At 67.7% G+C, this 14,129-nt stretch carries 15 protein-coding genes and 1 other RNA gene; 9 read left to right on the top strand and 7 right to left on the bottom strand.

The window, feature by feature from the left end; all coding sequences use genetic code 11:
* Positions 1–50: 50 nt before the first annotated feature.
* An RNA gene (rnpB, locus tag KY572_RS18240) (RNase P RNA component class A) lies at positions 51–445 on the top strand.
* A gap of 9 nt (positions 446–454) precedes the next feature.
* Here rnpB and KY572_RS18235 read toward each other — a convergent pair.
* A complete protein-coding gene (locus KY572_RS18235) occupies positions 455–1,009 on the bottom strand; it encodes a hypothetical protein (RefSeq protein ID WP_224244087.1) in 555 nt (184 codons plus the stop codon).
* Positions 1,010–1,074: 65 nt separating this feature from the next.
* On the opposite strand from KY572_RS18235, the gene ftsY reads away from it, so the two are divergent.
* The gene (ftsY, locus tag KY572_RS18230) at positions 1,075–2,652 is read left to right on the top strand and encodes a signal recognition particle-docking protein FtsY (protein ID WP_224244086.1); all 1,578 of its coding nucleotides are present in this window, start codon (positions 1,075–1,077) and stop codon (positions 2,650–2,652) included.
* A gap of 12 nt (positions 2,653–2,664) precedes the next feature.
* Here the strand turns inward: ftsY and KY572_RS18225 are convergent, their stop codons facing one another.
* Positions 2,665–4,443: a M1 family aminopeptidase gene (locus KY572_RS18225; protein WP_224244084.1), complete on the bottom strand. Its 1,779-nt coding sequence runs from the start codon at positions 4,441–4,443 to the stop codon at positions 2,665–2,667.
* 51 nt (positions 4,444–4,494) lie between these two features.
* Here KY572_RS18225 and KY572_RS18220 point away from each other — a divergent pair, with 51 nt between their 5' ends.
* Positions 4,495–5,085: a hypothetical protein gene (locus KY572_RS18220; RefSeq protein WP_224244082.1), complete on the top strand. Its 591-nt coding sequence runs from the start codon at positions 4,495–4,497 to the stop codon at positions 5,083–5,085.
* 12 nt (positions 5,086–5,097) lie between these two features.
* On the opposite strand, the gene KY572_RS18215 is transcribed toward KY572_RS18220, so the two are convergent.
* Positions 5,098–6,147 carry a PEGA domain-containing protein gene (locus KY572_RS18215; RefSeq protein ID WP_224244080.1) on the bottom strand — a complete coding sequence of 350 codons (1,050 nt, stop codon included), beginning with the start codon at positions 6,145–6,147 and terminating at the stop codon, positions 5,098–5,100.
* An 81-nt stretch (positions 6,148–6,228) separates the two neighbouring features.
* Here KY572_RS18215 and KY572_RS18210 point away from each other — a divergent pair, with 81 nt between their 5' ends.
* Positions 6,229–6,819, top strand: a complete 591-nt coding sequence (locus KY572_RS18210; protein WP_224244078.1) for a hypothetical protein — start codon at positions 6,229–6,231, stop codon at positions 6,817–6,819.
* A gap of 22 nt (positions 6,820–6,841) precedes the next feature.
* Here KY572_RS18210 and KY572_RS18205 read toward each other — a convergent pair whose 3' ends face one another.
* Together KY572_RS18205 and KY572_RS18200 are read right to left on the bottom strand one after the other, a co-directional pair.
* Positions 6,842–8,359 carry a cellulose synthase family protein gene (locus tag KY572_RS18205; RefSeq protein WP_224244076.1) on the bottom strand — a complete coding sequence of 506 codons (1,518 nt, stop codon included), beginning with the start codon at positions 8,357–8,359 and terminating at the stop codon, positions 6,842–6,844.
* 237 nt (positions 8,360–8,596) lie between these two features.
* Positions 8,597–9,253, bottom strand: coding sequence for a pilus assembly protein N-terminal domain-containing protein (locus tag KY572_RS18200; RefSeq protein WP_224244075.1), 657 nt, complete (start codon positions 9,251–9,253; stop codon positions 8,597–8,599).
* Positions 9,254–9,309: 56 nt separating this feature from the next.
* On the opposite strand from KY572_RS18200, the gene KY572_RS18195 reads away from it, so the two are divergent.
* The 5 genes from KY572_RS18195 to KY572_RS18175 all read left to right on the top strand — a co-directional run bounded on the left by KY572_RS18195 (position 9,310) and on the right by KY572_RS18175 (position 13,169).
* Positions 9,310–9,855 carry an NUDIX domain-containing protein gene (locus tag KY572_RS18195; protein WP_224244074.1) on the top strand — a complete coding sequence of 182 codons (546 nt, stop codon included), beginning with the start codon at positions 9,310–9,312 and terminating at the stop codon, positions 9,853–9,855.
* Positions 9,856–9,920: 65 nt separating this feature from the next.
* Positions 9,921–11,255 (top strand): AAA family ATPase, encoded by a 1,335-nt coding sequence (locus KY572_RS18190; RefSeq protein WP_224244073.1) that lies wholly within the window; start codon positions 9,921–9,923, stop codon positions 11,253–11,255.
* Positions 11,252–12,076, top strand: coding sequence for a hypothetical protein (locus KY572_RS18185; RefSeq protein WP_224244072.1), 825 nt, complete (start codon positions 11,252–11,254; stop codon positions 12,074–12,076). Before KY572_RS18190 ends, KY572_RS18185 begins: the two co-directional genes overlap by 4 nt.
* A 195-nt stretch (positions 12,077–12,271) precedes the next feature.
* Positions 12,272–12,655 carry a VOC family protein gene (locus tag KY572_RS18180; protein WP_224244071.1) on the top strand — a complete coding sequence of 128 codons (384 nt, stop codon included), beginning with the start codon at positions 12,272–12,274 and terminating at the stop codon, positions 12,653–12,655.
* Positions 12,656–12,665: 10 nt separating this feature from the next.
* Positions 12,666–13,169, top strand: a complete 504-nt coding sequence (locus KY572_RS18175) for an AAA family ATPase (RefSeq protein WP_224244070.1) — start codon at positions 12,666–12,668, stop codon at positions 13,167–13,169.
* A gap of 223 nt (positions 13,170–13,392) precedes the next feature.
* Here the strand turns inward: KY572_RS18175 and KY572_RS47250 are convergent, their stop codons facing one another.
* Both KY572_RS47250 and KY572_RS18170 read right to left on the bottom strand, forming a co-directional pair.
* On the bottom strand, positions 13,393–13,518 hold the full coding sequence (locus KY572_RS47250; protein WP_263451771.1) for a hypothetical protein: 126 nt from the start codon (positions 13,516–13,518) through the stop codon (positions 13,393–13,395).
* A gap of 9 nt (positions 13,519–13,527) precedes the next feature.
* On the bottom strand, positions 13,528–14,121 hold the full coding sequence (locus KY572_RS18170) for an ATP-binding cassette domain-containing protein (RefSeq protein WP_263451770.1): 594 nt from the start codon (positions 14,119–14,121) through the stop codon (positions 13,528–13,530).
* Positions 14,122–14,129: the final 8 nt, after the last annotated feature.

The raw sequence follows: 14,129 nt of genomic DNA, 5'->3' as shown, positions 1-14,129 counted from the left end.
TGTCAGGCGGAGTGACCCTGGCCCCCGACCTGTTGTATGCAGCGGATGCCGGAGCGGCCCGGGTGAACGCTGGCCACTGCAGGAACGGGTGGCGGGAGGAAAGTCCGAGCTCCACAGGGCAGGGTGCTGGCTAACGGCCAGTCGAGGTGACTCGCAGGACAGTGCCACAGAAAACAAACCGCCCGTTCCGCAAGGGGCGGGTAAGGGTGAAACGGTGCGGTAAGAGCGCACCGCGCTCGGGGTGACTCGAGCGGCACGGTAAACCCCACCTGGAGCAAGAGCCAATAGGAGCGCGTCCTCGCGGTTGGGGGACAAGGATGGCCCGTCCGATGCGCTCGGGTTGCTCGCTGATGAGGCCCCTGGGCAACCAGGGCCCTAGACGAATGTTCGCCACCTGCCCCGAAAGGGGTGGGGACAAAACTCGGCTTACAGGGCCGCTCCGGCTTTTTTCCCTCTAGCGCTGCGCCACTGGCACCTGCGCCAGCATGATGCGGTCGCGCCCGTCGTTGCGCACCGCCTCCGGGTTCTTGAGCTGCAGGCGCGCGTCGGTGCGCGGATCCCACAGCCCCATCCACAGGTTCACCGCGCGTGAGGCCGTCCCCGAGGGCAGGTACAGGGAGAACTCGTCCCTCACCGTCTCGCCCGGCTTCCACTGGGTGGTGGGATAGATGCCGCCGGCCGGCTTGTGGTCCAGGTTCATCCGCTCCATCCGCCCGTCCGAGTCCTCCACGTGGACGAAGACCATGTAGTCCTCGTCCAGGGGCTGGAGCACCTTGAAGAAGACGGTGATGCGGGCCGCCTCGCCCGGGACGATCCGGCCCGGCTGCACCGTGGCGCCCACGACTTCCACCTTCCCGCCCAGGTTGGCGCCGTTCTTCAGCGTCAACGGCGGCACCTGCGGCACCGTCGCCTGGCGGCGCTCGGCCTCGGAGACGCCCCCCGGTGCCTCGATGATGCAGGCGCACAGCAGGGCCGTGGGGAGCAGCAGGGACAGGGACGAGAGGCGCATGGGGGACGGTTTTACCGGTCCAGAGGCGCTGCATCCAACACCGGATTGGTATAAGCGGTCCGCCCATGAAGACTCCGACCGCCCTGGACGTCCTCGCCGCGCAGGTGCCCGCCCCTGCCCCCGTGCCCGCTCCCCCGGAGACGACACCGGGCCAGCCCGGCACCCCGCCAGGCGCGCCGGCCCCCGAGGCGAGCCCCGCGTCCCAGGTGGTGGGCTACGGGCTGGGGCTGCTCTTCCTGCTCCTGCTGGTGCTGGCCGGGCGCAAGCTCTTCTTCAAGGCGCCTCGCGTCCCCGAGAAGCCCGGCAAGCCCACGGTGCCCGCGGAGGCCGAGAAGCCGACGCTCCCGGCCGAGACGCCCCAGCTGCGCGTGGAGCTGCCGAAGACGGAGGCGGAGCTGGCCCGCCAGCGAGAGGCCGAGCAGGCCCACGCCCGCGCCGAGGAGCTGGCCCGTCAGCGCGAGCAGGCGGCCCGCGCGGCCAGCCAGGCCACGGACGCCACCGAGCGCGCCCGCCTGGAGGCCGAGGCCCGCGTCCTCAAGGAGAAGGAGGAGGAGGAGAAGCGCGCCGAGTACCGCGCGAGGAAGGCCGCCGACGAGGAGGCCAAGGAGCGCAAGCGCCGCGAGCGCGAGGAGGCCGAGCGGCTCCTGGGGGAGCAGAAGGCCCGCGAGGCGGCGGAGGCCGAGGCGGCCCGTCAGGCGGAGGCGGCGGCCGAGCGCGCCAAGCTCCAGGCCGAGGCCGGCAAGACGCTGGCGCAGGGCCTGGACAAGACGAAGAGCCAGGGCTTCATGGCCCGCCTCAACGGCCTGTTCGGCCAGAACCGCCAGGTGGACGAGTCCGTGCTGGCGGAGATGGAGGAGATCCTCTTCACCGCGGACATCGGCGTGCGCACCGCGTCCAACCTGGTGGAGCTGGCGCGCGACAAGCTCAAGCGCAACGAGCTGAGCAACCCCGAGCGCATCAAGGCCCTCATCCGCGAGGAGGTGGCGCGCATCGTCGACCTGCCGACGCCGAACACGCTGCAGGGCGGTGGGCCGCCGCACGTGGTGATGGTGGTGGGCGTCAACGGCGCGGGGAAGACGACGACGATCGGCAAGCTGGCCGCGCAGCTCACCGGCGCGGGGAAGAAGGTGGTGCTCGCCGCGGGAGACACCTTCCGCGCCGCCGCCACCGAGCAGTTGGACGTGTGGGCCGCTCGGGCCAAGGCGGAGCTGGTGAAGGGCGAGGACGGCGGAGACCCGGGCGCCGTCATCTTCGAGGCGGTGAAGAAGGCGCGGGAGACGGGCGCGGACGTCGTCATCGCGGACACCGCGGGTCGGCTCCACACCAAGGCCCCGCTCATGGAGGAGCTCAAGAAGGTCCACCGCGTGATGGGCAAGGCGCTGCAGGGCGCGCCCCACGAGGTGCTCCTGGTGCTCGACTCCACCAACGGTCAGAACGCCATCCAGCAGGCCAAGCAGTTCTCGGAGGCGGTGGGCGTCACCGGCATCGCGCTGACCAAGCTGGACGGCACCGCCAAGGGCGGCGTCATCATCGGCATCTGCGACGAGCTGAAGATCCCCGTGCTCTGGGTGGGCGTCGGCGAGAAGATCGCCGACCTGCGCCGCTTCGAGCCGCGCGAGTTCGTGAAGGCGCTGTTCGACTGAGGCGGCCGGGGCCTACTTGCCCGACATGCCGCCCAGCATCTCCTCCAGCAGCTTCATGGTCTCCGGGTCGAGCTTCATGTCCCCCATGCTGCTGCCCATGAGCGTCTCGAGGCTGGGCGCGCCCAGGTCCTCGTCTCCGTGCGTCTCCTTCCACCAGCGGCTCTGGAGGCGCTCCAGCGCCCCGGAGGTGCCGGAGCTCGTCTTCGCCAGCTCCTTGCGGAAGCAGTCCACGCAGGCCCACTTGTAGCGGTAGGTGTCCACGTACGAGCGCAGGCCCCGGAAGAAGGCCTCGTCCCCCACCAGCTTGCGCGCCGAGTGGTAGAAGAGCGGCGCCTTGCCATAGACGATGGCGCCGTACTCCACCGAGCTGCTGAACTCCTCGGTGGGCCGCTGGGCCGGGCCGTCCTCGCCGCCCATCATCCGGTGCATCTGGTAGGCGGCCACCAGCGCCTCCTGCCGCAGGGACTCCGCCGCCGCCTTGCCGTGCGCCCACTCGAAGTACAGCACCGCCGCGTACTGGGTGAGCGCCTCGTCCGCCACCGGATCCTTGATGGGGTCGGTGCCCACCAGGCCCGCGAAGTACTGGTGCCCCACCTCGTGCGCGACGGTGAACTCCACCGTGCGCTCGATGGATTTGGCGATGTGCGCGAACGGGCTCGCCGCGCCGCCGGCCTGCCCCCCACCCAGCGCGGACATCTGCTCCAGCATGCCCTGGAACATCTCCATGCCCTTCACGCCCTCGAAGATGCTGTTGGGGTCCGCCGCCCCGCGGTACAGCGAGGTGCCCACGGTGATGAGGCCCTGGAACTCCATGCCGCCCGCGCCGTCCGACAGCGGGGCCTCCACCACCCGGAAGTGCTTGTAGGGCAGCGCCCCGAGCTTCGACTCGAACGTCTGGAGCGCGGAGGCCGTGTACTGCAGCACGCGCTTGCCCACCGCCGCGTCCCGGGAGGCATAGAAGCTCTCCACGGTGACGTCCCCCACCGTCTTCGAGACGCTCTCGTAGCCGCGCGAGACGAACACGGGGAAGTCGCGCACCAGCGCCGCGGCGAAGCTGTAGCGCACCCCGCGCGTCTTCTCGGGCACCTCGCCCATCGCCACGCCCGTGGCGTGCACCTGCCAGCCGGACGGCACCGTGACGGTGGCCAGCACGTTGGACGGCTCATAGAGCGCCAGATCGCCGATGCCCGACGGCCCTGCCCACGGCGTCCCATCCGGGTTCAGCGGAGGCATCATCGGCACGATGCCCACCAGGCTCAGGAAGTCCGGCACGGCCGAGAAGGCGCCGTAGTCTCCCGGCGGCCCCGAGGCCCCCAGCGCCGCCAGCAGCGAGCCGGTGTTCGCCTTGCCTCGCGGGACGCTCGCCTGGAGGGTCACCTCCAGCTTCGCCAGGGCGCCGGGCTCCAGGGGCGGATTCACCGGGATGCGGATCAGCGTCGGCTCGGGGCGCTCCAGGGCCACGGGCTGGCCATCCAGCTTCGCGTCCGAGAGCGTCACCTTCCTCCCGGAGGCGTTGGGCGTCAGCCGCAGGAACAGCTCGGAGAGGGTCCGCTTCCTCGCGAGCACCTCCACCTGCACCTTGCCCGTCACCTCGCGCTTGGTCGGATCCACGTCGAGCTGCACCCGGTAGAGCGGCAGCTCGTTCAGGGGACCGAGCTGCTTCTCGGCCCGCTCGCGCTCCGAGGGCTTGAGGTGCTGGAGACAGAGCTGCACCTCGGGCGAACCGCCGGCCAGGGCCGGAGCCGCGCACAGGAGCAGCGCGAGGATGATCCACGAACGAGCTGGCGCCATGGGGGGAATGCTAGTTGACCCCTCCGCGAAGCGCTCGCTACAAGCCCTGGCATGACTGCCCGCAAACTCTTCCTGGCCGCTGTGGCTGTCTCCTTTCTCGCCTGCGTAAAACAGGTGCCCGCTACACCTACCCGCTCCGGGCCTCCTCGGCCGCTGCAGCTGCTGGCGGACACGCCCGAGCGGGAGACGTCGCAGATCGACGCCCGGCGCGAGGACGTGGAGATCGACACGCGGGACTTCGAGCGCACCCCGCGCGTGGTGGCCACGGGAGAGACGCCGCTCTTGCGGCTGGAGGGCGCCCGGGCGCGCCTCTACGGCGACGCGGCGGGCAAGGAGGGCTTCTCGGTGGACAACCTGATCCTGCTCGAGGTGCTGGACGAGAAGGGCCAGGTGCTCAACCGCGGCGCGGTGGGCTTCACCGACATGGTCCGCGTGGGCAAGGAGCAGGTCGACAGCGTGGGCCCCATGGCCTTCAACTTCGAGCCGGGCGTGGTGGACATCACGAGCCTGCTGCCCGAGAGCGCGCCCTTCAAGGTGCGCGCGACGGCGCTGGACTACTCGGGCGTGGGCCGCGTGAGCAACGTGTTCCTGCTGCTGGAGTCCCCGACGAAGGGCGCCGAGGACGATCTGCGCGGGCAGTAGCCCTGGCCGTCGTCAGCGGCCGCCCAGCCGCATGATGCCGCTGCCGTTGATGGTGGCGTCGCACGGCCCGTTGCACACGGTGTCGGCGGACAGCGGCTTGGCACCACCGCCCTGCGTGGCCACCACGGCGCCCGCGGCGGCGGCGGTCAGCACGCCCACGCCGGCCCAGACGTACCAGCGCTTGTACCAGGGCGAGCTGGTGCTCACCTCCGGCTCCTCGTCCGTGAGCGGAATCCTGGGGCTCGTGTCGACGCCCGAGTCGGTGGGCGTGAGCACCGGGCGCTCCGGACGGTCCGAGCTGGCCACGGCGGTGGGCTTCTCGGAGGGCCGCAGGCTGGTGGTCACCGTGTAGTCCTTGCCCGCCTTCACCGAGAGGCTCTTGGTCTCGGGCTCGAAGCCCTCCTTGCTCACGACGATTTCGTACGAGCCCGGCTTGAGCACCAGGCTGGAGAGCGGCACCTGGCCTCGCGTCTGGCCGTTGATGGCCACGCTGGCGCCCGGCACGTCCGACGTCACCGTCACCACGCCGGCCACGGCCTCGAGCGTCACGGGCAGCTCCCACGGCTTGCCCTGCTGGACGGTGACGCGGCGGTTGAAGTCGGCGAAGCCCGGCCGGCGGACGACGATGGTGTGCTCGCCCGTGTCGATGGAGATGGGCGCGGACATGGGCAGCGGGCCCATGTCCTTGTTGTCCACGAAGAGGCGCGCGCCCTTGATGCCGCCGCCCAGCTTCACGAGCATCTCGGTCTTCGTCGGCGCGATGGGGACGACCAGATCGTCATCCGCGGGGGCCTGCTCCGGCGGCTTCTTCGCCGTGGCGGGCTTCTTGTTGTTGGCAGGGCTGGGGTTGTTGGAGGGAATCGGGACGAACAGATCGTCATCCGCGGGCGCCGGCTCCGACTTCTTCGCCGTGGCCTTCTTGGCCGGGGGGCGGCGCTTGCTGGCCTTCGGCTTGGTCTTTCCCTCGTTCGGGAGGGGGACGAACAGGTCGTCCTGGGCGAGAGCCGGCGGCGCGACCAGGGTGGCCACCAGCGCGAAGACGAAGGCACGGGAGAAAGACATGGCACCCCGAAGGTTAGAGAGTCGTAACTGGGGGGTCAAACCCTGTGCCATCCGCCACCGGGTGATGAAAGATGCGCGGCCATGTCTCGACCCTTTCCCCTGGGGATCACCCTGGGAGCTGTCGCCTCCGCCAGTCTCGTCGCCTGCCCTACCCGTAACGTCGGTCCGCCGACCGTGAACGTCCCTCCTGGCTGCGAACAGAGCCAGGCGGGCGAGTATCACCATGTAGGAAACCCGGCCTTCCGCTACCTCGCAGAGGACGATGGCCGGATCCTCTCCCTCTCCCTGCTCCACACCCGCCCGGACGGGGGCGTGGGAGCAACCCCGGATGGGGGCGCGGTGACGATCGTGCTGGGCCGGACGCCCGAGGGCTTCGTGGGCTCCACGCATGCCACGGGCTTCAGCGCGGGCACGCCCTGCCCGGTGAAGTTCCCCACGGAAGTGACGGCCTGCGGCCGGGAGACCCTCACGCTGCGCTCGGTGTGGAAGACGTCCATCAACGAGGCGTGCCGCCCTCCCCCGAGCGGACCGGCGCCCACGTGGACGGAGCAGGTGCTGCGCCGGGGCCCTCCTCCGGCGGTGAGCCCGGAGCCGGCGGACGCGGGCGTACCGGGCCCCGACGCGGGGACTCAGGCTCCGGACGCCGGAGCGGGCGTGCCGGACGCCGGGTAGCAAGCCCCGGACGCCAGAGCGCTCAAGCCGCCCGGTGCGCCTGCTCCTCGGCGGCAGCCTTGATGCTGGCAGCGGGCTCGGCGGGCTTCAGGCGGCCCTGGAGCAGGCTGGAGGCGCCCACGTACAGGAAGCCAGCCTGGAACAGGACGATGAAGGGCACCGAGGTGTAGATGCGCGCGTCGATGGCGAACCACAGCGCGCCGGTGAAGTAGGCCGCGAAGGCCAGCTCCACCAGGGGCATGAGCGTCTTGGCGCCCAGGTAGGTCTTCTTCACCTGGACGACCTTCTTGCCCTCGGAGCCCGTCTTGGGCGTGCGCGCGAAGCCGGACTGCTGGTTGAGCAGCGCCTCCAGCACCGCCTTGGCGTTGTTGATGGCCAGGCCGATGCCCAGGCTCATCAGGAACGGCAGGTACTTCACCCGCTCCCAGCCGCGGATGCCCTGCTCGCGCTGGGTGGCCACGTAGAAGAAGCACACGCTGGCGGTGGCGGTGATGAAGAAGGGCAGATCCAGGAAGAGCGTGCCGTACAGCCCGTGATGGAAGCGCACCACCATGGACAGCGGCATCAGCACCGACAGGAGCACCATCAACAGGTAGGCCATGTTGTTGGTGAGGTGGAAGAAGGCCTCCCGCTTCACCTCGAACGGCAGGTCGCTCTTGAGGATGGTGGGCAGCAGCTTCTTGGCCGTCTGGATGGAGCCCTTGGCCCAGCGGTGCTGCTGGCTCTTGAAGGCGTTCATGTCCACCGGCACCTCGGCCGGGGAGATGACCTCGGGCAGGAAGATGAACTGCCAGCCCTTGAGCTGGGCGCGGTAGCTCAGGTCCAGGTCCTCGGTGAGCGTGTCGTGCTGCCAGCCGCCGGCGTCCTCGATGGTGGCGCGGCGCCAGATGCCGGCGGTGCCATTGAAGTTGAAGAAGCAGCCGGAGCGGTTGCGCGCCGTGTGCTCGATGATGAAGTGCCCGTCCAGGAAGATGCTCTGGGCCTGGGTGAGGATGGAGAACTCGCGGTTGAGGTGGCCCCAGCGCACCTGCACCATGCCGACCTTGGAGTCGACGAAGAAGGGCACCGTGCGGCGCAGGAAGTCCGGGGTGGGCACGAAGTCCGCGTCGAACACCGCGACGAACTCGCCCGAGGCCAGCTTCAGGCCGTTCTCCAGCGCGCCCGCCTTGAAGCCCTGGCGGTTGGTGCGGTGGATATAGACGATGTTGAGGCCGGCCCGGCGGTGGCGCTCCACGCACGCGCGGGCGATGCCGCACGTCTCGTCCGTGGAGTCATCCAGGACCTGGATCTCCAGCAGCTCGCGCGGGTAGTCGATGCGGCAGACCGAGTCCACCAGGCGCTCCACCACATACATCTCATTGAAGATGGGCAGCTGGATGGTGACGCGCGGTAGGGTAGGCAGCACGCCCTTGGGGGTGGGCAGCTTGAACTTGTGGCGGTAGTACAGGTACGCCATCCGGTAGCGGTGCGAGCCGTACACGGCCAGCACACACAGGACGGCGAAGTACACGCCCAGGAAGATGATCTCGACAGTGGTCATCGGTGACGCTCAGCCTCTACCGCGGGGACTTCCTCGCGGTGCTTCCATGCGCGGCGGCCGTGGATCTGCGCTCTCCCAGACCGCCGCTCCTTGGGTCCGCTGAGCCCCCGCGTGTATCTGCCCGAAAACACAGGGTTTTACCCCCTGGGTAGACAATGGCGCCGGACAATAGGGATGCGTCAAGGTCGTGTCAAACAAAACCCCTGAAGTGGGCCACTCGTTTGACCACCATGTGTGTCAAGGTGGACCGAGCGCCTCACGCAGCTCGCCATAGAAGGAGTCGGCGATGCGCTGGGCCTTTTCGCGCTCGGCGTCGTCGGAGACGGAGCCCTCGAGGAGGATGCGCTGGCCGACGACGACGGCCTTGGCGGCGACGATGCCGGCGCGCTCGAGGGCGGTGTTGATCTGCTCGGCGGTGACGGTGAGGGCGGCCTGGACGACGCGGGCATCCAGGCCGACCAGGAGCGTCACGTCCGAGCGGCCGGCGACGACGGAGCGCAGCTTGCGCATGTCCTGGACGGACTCGACGTGGCCGTTGACGACGAGGCGCTCGTTGACGGTGCGGACCTCGAGCTCGGTGAAGCCGAAGGCCTTGAGCTCGCGGATGAGGTCCTCGGCGCGGGGGGCGTCCACCAGGAGCGAGCGCTGGAACTGCTTCGTGTCCGTCCACAGCGTGAGGGTGGTGCGCCCGCGGCGCTGGCCGGTGATGAGGAGCTGGCCCTTGCCCACCACCTTGACGTCCGCGATGTCGGGAGCGGCGACGGCGACGCGGCGGAGGCCGGGGACGTCGAGCACCTGCTGCTCACCGGGAGCCAGGCGGATGGGGGGCTCTTCAGCCACCGCTGGCGGGGCGGCGAGGAGGAGGGGGAGGAGCAGCCAGCGAAGGAGGCGCATGCCGCGGAGTGTAGGATCCAGGTCGTGGAGTTCAAACCCGTGGCGAGCGCCAGCCCATGAGCATCAAGACAATCTCCTCGAGAGAGGTGTACCGGAACCGGTGGATGACGGTGCGAGAGGACGCCATCGAGCGGCAGGACGGCTCGAGCGGCATCTACGGGGTGGTGAGCAAGCCGGACTTCGCGCTGATCATCCCGTACGAGAACGGCGCGTTTCATCTGGTGGAGCAGTTCCGGTATCCGGTGCAGGGCCGCTACCTGGAGTTCCCACAGGGCATGTGGGAGGACCAGAAGGACGCGTCGCCGGAGACGGTGGCCGCGGGCGAGCTGCAGGAAGAGACGGGGCTGGTGGCAGGGCGGATGACGTACCTGGGCCACGTCTTCAACGCGCCGGGCTACTCCACCCAGGGCATGCACGTGTTCCTGGCGGAGGAGCTGTCTCCGGGGCCACAGCGGCTGTCGCCGGAGGAGAGCGATCTGGTGTGCAGGCGGGTGACGGTCGAGGAGTTCGAGGCCCTCGTGCTGGAGGGCCGCATCAAGGATGCCTCGAGCCTGGCGGCCTACGGCCTGCTGCGGATGAAGAAGCGCCTACCACCCGGCTGAAGAGCCGAGTCGGGTAGTGGACCGACACGAGCCTCGCGCTAAGGTGAGCGTCCTGGACTCCTGCCATGGTCAAGCTCAAGCGCCTGAAGATCGACCAGTTCCGAAATGTGACGCCGGGGACTGAGCTGCGCTTCCGGGACTCGTTCAACGTGCTGCTCGGGAAGAACGGCACGGGCAAGACCACGCTGCTGAACCTCATCGTGTCGATCTTGAGCTGGAATTTCAGCCCACTGCTTAGAGCCCCGTTCTCGATCGAATATGACCTGGAGGCACCGGGCGCGCGAGCGACAATCCGACTTCGCAACAGGCTAGCGGGAGGCACAACTCCGCCAGATCCAGGGTTGACTCCAGATATGCGTGGGCTCTTTGAGGAAGGTCTGCGTGCGCGCAGTGAGCGCTATGAGACCTCGGGCGAGATCATCCTGAGTGGGCAGAGATTGCCTCATGAGCGCGCTCTCAAGTTCGACGGCTCGAAACTGACCCTGTGTGAGCTGGATGGCTCCCTCATAGACGAGTGGATTTCTTCAGCTCCGATCGCGGGCGCACAAATGATGTGGAGCGTCGTGCAGCTCATGATGTTTCAGCTTCCGGAGAAGGCCTCGGAGTACCGAGGGGTGACGCTGACGCTCGCACTCCTCGCAGGGTACAACCTCCTACTCCTTCAACGCTTCGATGAATCCCTGGAATATCTCAACGAAATTACCCACTCGGAGCAGTCTTGCTCCGCACACTCCTTAGAGAACAAGGGGCAGTATGCAGTCAGCTTCCGTGACGGAAGCCCCGCGTCATTCGCTACGAGAATCCAACAGCAAATCCAGGAGGCTCCAGACACTGATGAACTCCGGGTCGAAACAGGTACATCAGGAGCCGAATTCCTCGAGCGTGTGATCCAACTCCTCGGCTTCAAGTCCGCAAAGATTCGTCTCCAACGCACCGCCCGTAGGACCGAGCCTCAAGGGATGGAGATCATCGACTTCGGCAACATGCGCTTCGACTTCACCAAGTCCGATCGTTCCATCATCAATCACACGCTGCTGAGCTACGGGCAGAAGCGATTGCTCTCCTTCTACTACTACCTGGCATGCAACCCAACCTGCGTGGTGGCGGACGAACTGGTCAACGGCATGCACCACGAGTGGATCGAGGCCTGCCTCAATGATTTGGGAGAGCGGCAGTCCTTCCTGACGAGTCAGAATCCGCTGCTGCTCGACTACCTGGGCTTCGAGTCCGCCGACGAGGTCCGCTCTTCCTTCGTCTTGTGCCGATCGGAGCAACAAGGAGAGCGCGAGATCTTGCGCTGGGAGAACATGACCGCCGAAGACGCGGAAGGCTTCTTCAGTGCCTACCAGGTGGGCATCCAGCACGTCAGCGAGATCCTCCGGACCCGAGGATTGTGGTGAACCGCCGCGCGCCCTGCCTTTCGATCCTGCTGCTGCCGGAAGATTCAGGGGCAGACGCGTTCGACACGCTCCAGCGGCTGGTCAAGGAGTTGCTCAAGCAGGTTGACGAGCACGTCCAGACCCAACAGGACAAGATCACCTTCGAGCCTGTACGGAACAAGGAGGCCCTGCAGGCCCTCCACGCAAACGTCTGGAAGAGCACCAAGCTTCGTGATCGCAACAAGCAGGTGGAACTCGTGAGAACGCTCGCGACCCAGCTACTGCTGGAGAACGGATGGGCGTTCTTCCATTTCGATGGGGACAGGACCTGGAAGGATCGTGACTCCAGCGAGAACGTGACGAAGTTCAAGGAGCAGGTCTGGGTGAAGGTCCGCCAGCTCATCCAGTCGAAGCTCGAGGAGTGGGAAAAGAAGGAGGGCAGGAGGCCAGAGAGCGCGGCCCTCGAAGCGCGAGCCACGCAGCGCATGGAGCGACTCAAGCAGACCGTGCCCTACTACAGCATCGAGGCGTGGCTCTTCCAGAACACCACGGAAGCCATCCGGCTCTGCGAGACCCACTACAGCCGCCGAGACGTCGAGCAGTTCCGGAAGTGGGAACTGGATCGGCAAGCGCTCGATGAAGTGGTGAAGCCGAAAGAATCCGTGTGCCTCGGCGCGAAGCACAACCTGGCGCTCGCCACACAGGGCTTCCCCGCCCGAGAAGTGCGTAGCGCGGGGAAGTCCTTTGCAGCCGTTGTCCAGGCACTGAGTCAGGATGCCGAGTTCTGCGAGGCCCTGAAGCGGACCTACAGCTACGAAGAGCCCCCTACCCCGGTTCACTGAGGGGCACCTCTCGTCACCCGCCATCCATGCTGGCAGTGCTCAGGGCGTCTGGTGCTCAGGCATCGCCGCCACTGGAGTCCTTCTGCGCACGAACTCCGACAGGTCTACAAGGTTCTAGCGACTTGCTTGGTGACGGTACCGGGATGCCGTTACCTTCTCGCGGCGCGCCTTGCCGCGCAGAATGAGGTCCTCCCCGTGGCCATCCGCTTCAACCACACCATCCTTCCGTCTCGCGACGCCGCACGTTCCGCACGCTTCACCGCTGAAGTTCTGGGCCTTCCCGCGCCCCGCAGGTCTGGCTTCTTCCACGTCATCGACATCGCCGATGCGGCCAGCATCGATTACGCCGAGCCCCCCGTGGACTTCCACGGTCAGCACGTCGCGTTCCTCGTCAGCGACGCCGAGTTCGATGCGATCCTCGCTCGGATACGCGAGCGTGGCATCGAGCACTGGGCTGACCCGCGCAAGTCGAAGCCCGGCCAGATCAACCACCTACACGGTGGGCGCGGCGTGTACTTCGACGATCCCGACGGGAATCACCTCGAGTGCATCACGGTGCCGTACTCGAAGGAGGAGTAAAGGAGGGGCCATGCCAACGGTGCACTTGATCTGCGGCTCCACGGGAGCTGGCAAGACGACCTACGCGCTGGTGCTCGCCGACCGCGTCGGGGCGATCCGCTTCTCCATCGATGAGTGGATGGCCTCGCTGTTCATGATGGACTATCCCCTGAAGCCCGATCTGGCCTGGGCGCTGGAGAGAACCGCGCGGTGCGAGGCACAGATGTGGCGCATGGCCGAGCAGCTCCTCGCGCGTGGGCATGACGTCATCTTCGACGTGGGGCTGTCCAAGCGCGAGCACCGGGACAGGTTCCGGGCCCGCGCCGCGCAGGTGGGCTTCCCCACCCGACTTCACTTCCTCGACGTGGACGCCAACACCCGCCGCGAGCGCGTCCGCCGCCGCAATACCGAGCAGGCCGCCACCTATTCATTCGAGGTGACCGACGCCATGTTCGACTTCATGGAGGGATTCTTCGAGCGACCGACCGCCGACGAGCTGGTAGGCGCGGAGGTCATCCCAGGCCCACCTCCCTGACCACCTTCTCAGACTCTGAAACCAGCGCCCACCCTGGCGGCCGGACTTGTTGCGAACTGGTATGACAAGCAGACCAGTTCCTGGCGCTCAGGCCCGACACGAGCCCTCCACTGGAGGCGGTGGGGACTTGGGCATGGAGGTTGCAGCCGCCTTCATCCCTCCATGACCGCGATGAGCGCGTCGTAGAGGGCCGTGCGTTCCTGCTCCAACGCCTCCCGCTCCTTCACATGAGCTGGGCCAGCCGCAGCCGCACCCGCTCGCCGCCGCTCAGCTCCGTCACCTTGCGGAACACAGCGGGCCCGAAGAAGAGGAAGCGCGCCAGGATGTGCCGCGCCTCACCCTCCTCCACCGGCACGCTCTAGCGGAACGAGCCGATCACCGTGTCCCGCGCCAGCCCCACCTTGGTCTTCTCGCCACCGCTCAGCGTGACGAACATCGAGGACTGCAGCCTCTCCGGGATGCCCAGGCCCTCGCAGACCGCCGTCACCTTGGCCTGCACGCTGTAGCCCTCCAGCCGCTCATGCTCAAGCTGGAGGTGCTCGTACTCCTTGAGGAGCCGCTCCATCAGCCCGGCCTCGGCGCCGGTCTCCGGCTGGGCCATTCGCGCCTCGAGCCGGCGCATCCGCTCGGCGACCTCCAGCACCTCGGCGAAGGACTGCTCGAGCACCTGCCGGACGGAGACTCCGTCCTCGTACACCGGGATCTGCGACAGATACCCGACCCGGGCGCCCTTGCGGATGGCGATGCTGCCCGCGTCCGGCTTGTCCTGGCCCGCCAGCAGGCGGAGCAGCGTCGTCTTGCCACAGCCATTGGGCCCGACGAGGCCGACCCGCTCCTGCTCATGCACCTCGAGCTGCAGGTTCTCGAAGACCGGGGCACTGTCGAAGCCCCGGGTCAACTGATGGGTGCTACAGACCAGCGTGTTCGACCCTCTGGGTGCGGCGGCCTTCATACGCGCCT

Source organism: Hyalangium gracile (assembly GCF_020103725.1).
In the GTDB taxonomy this organism is placed as follows: Bacteria; Myxococcota; Myxococcia; order Myxococcales; family Myxococcaceae; genus Hyalangium; species Hyalangium gracile.
The sequence above is the reverse complement of the archived record's forward strand: the minus strand, read 5'-3'. Positions and strand labels throughout refer to the sequence as shown.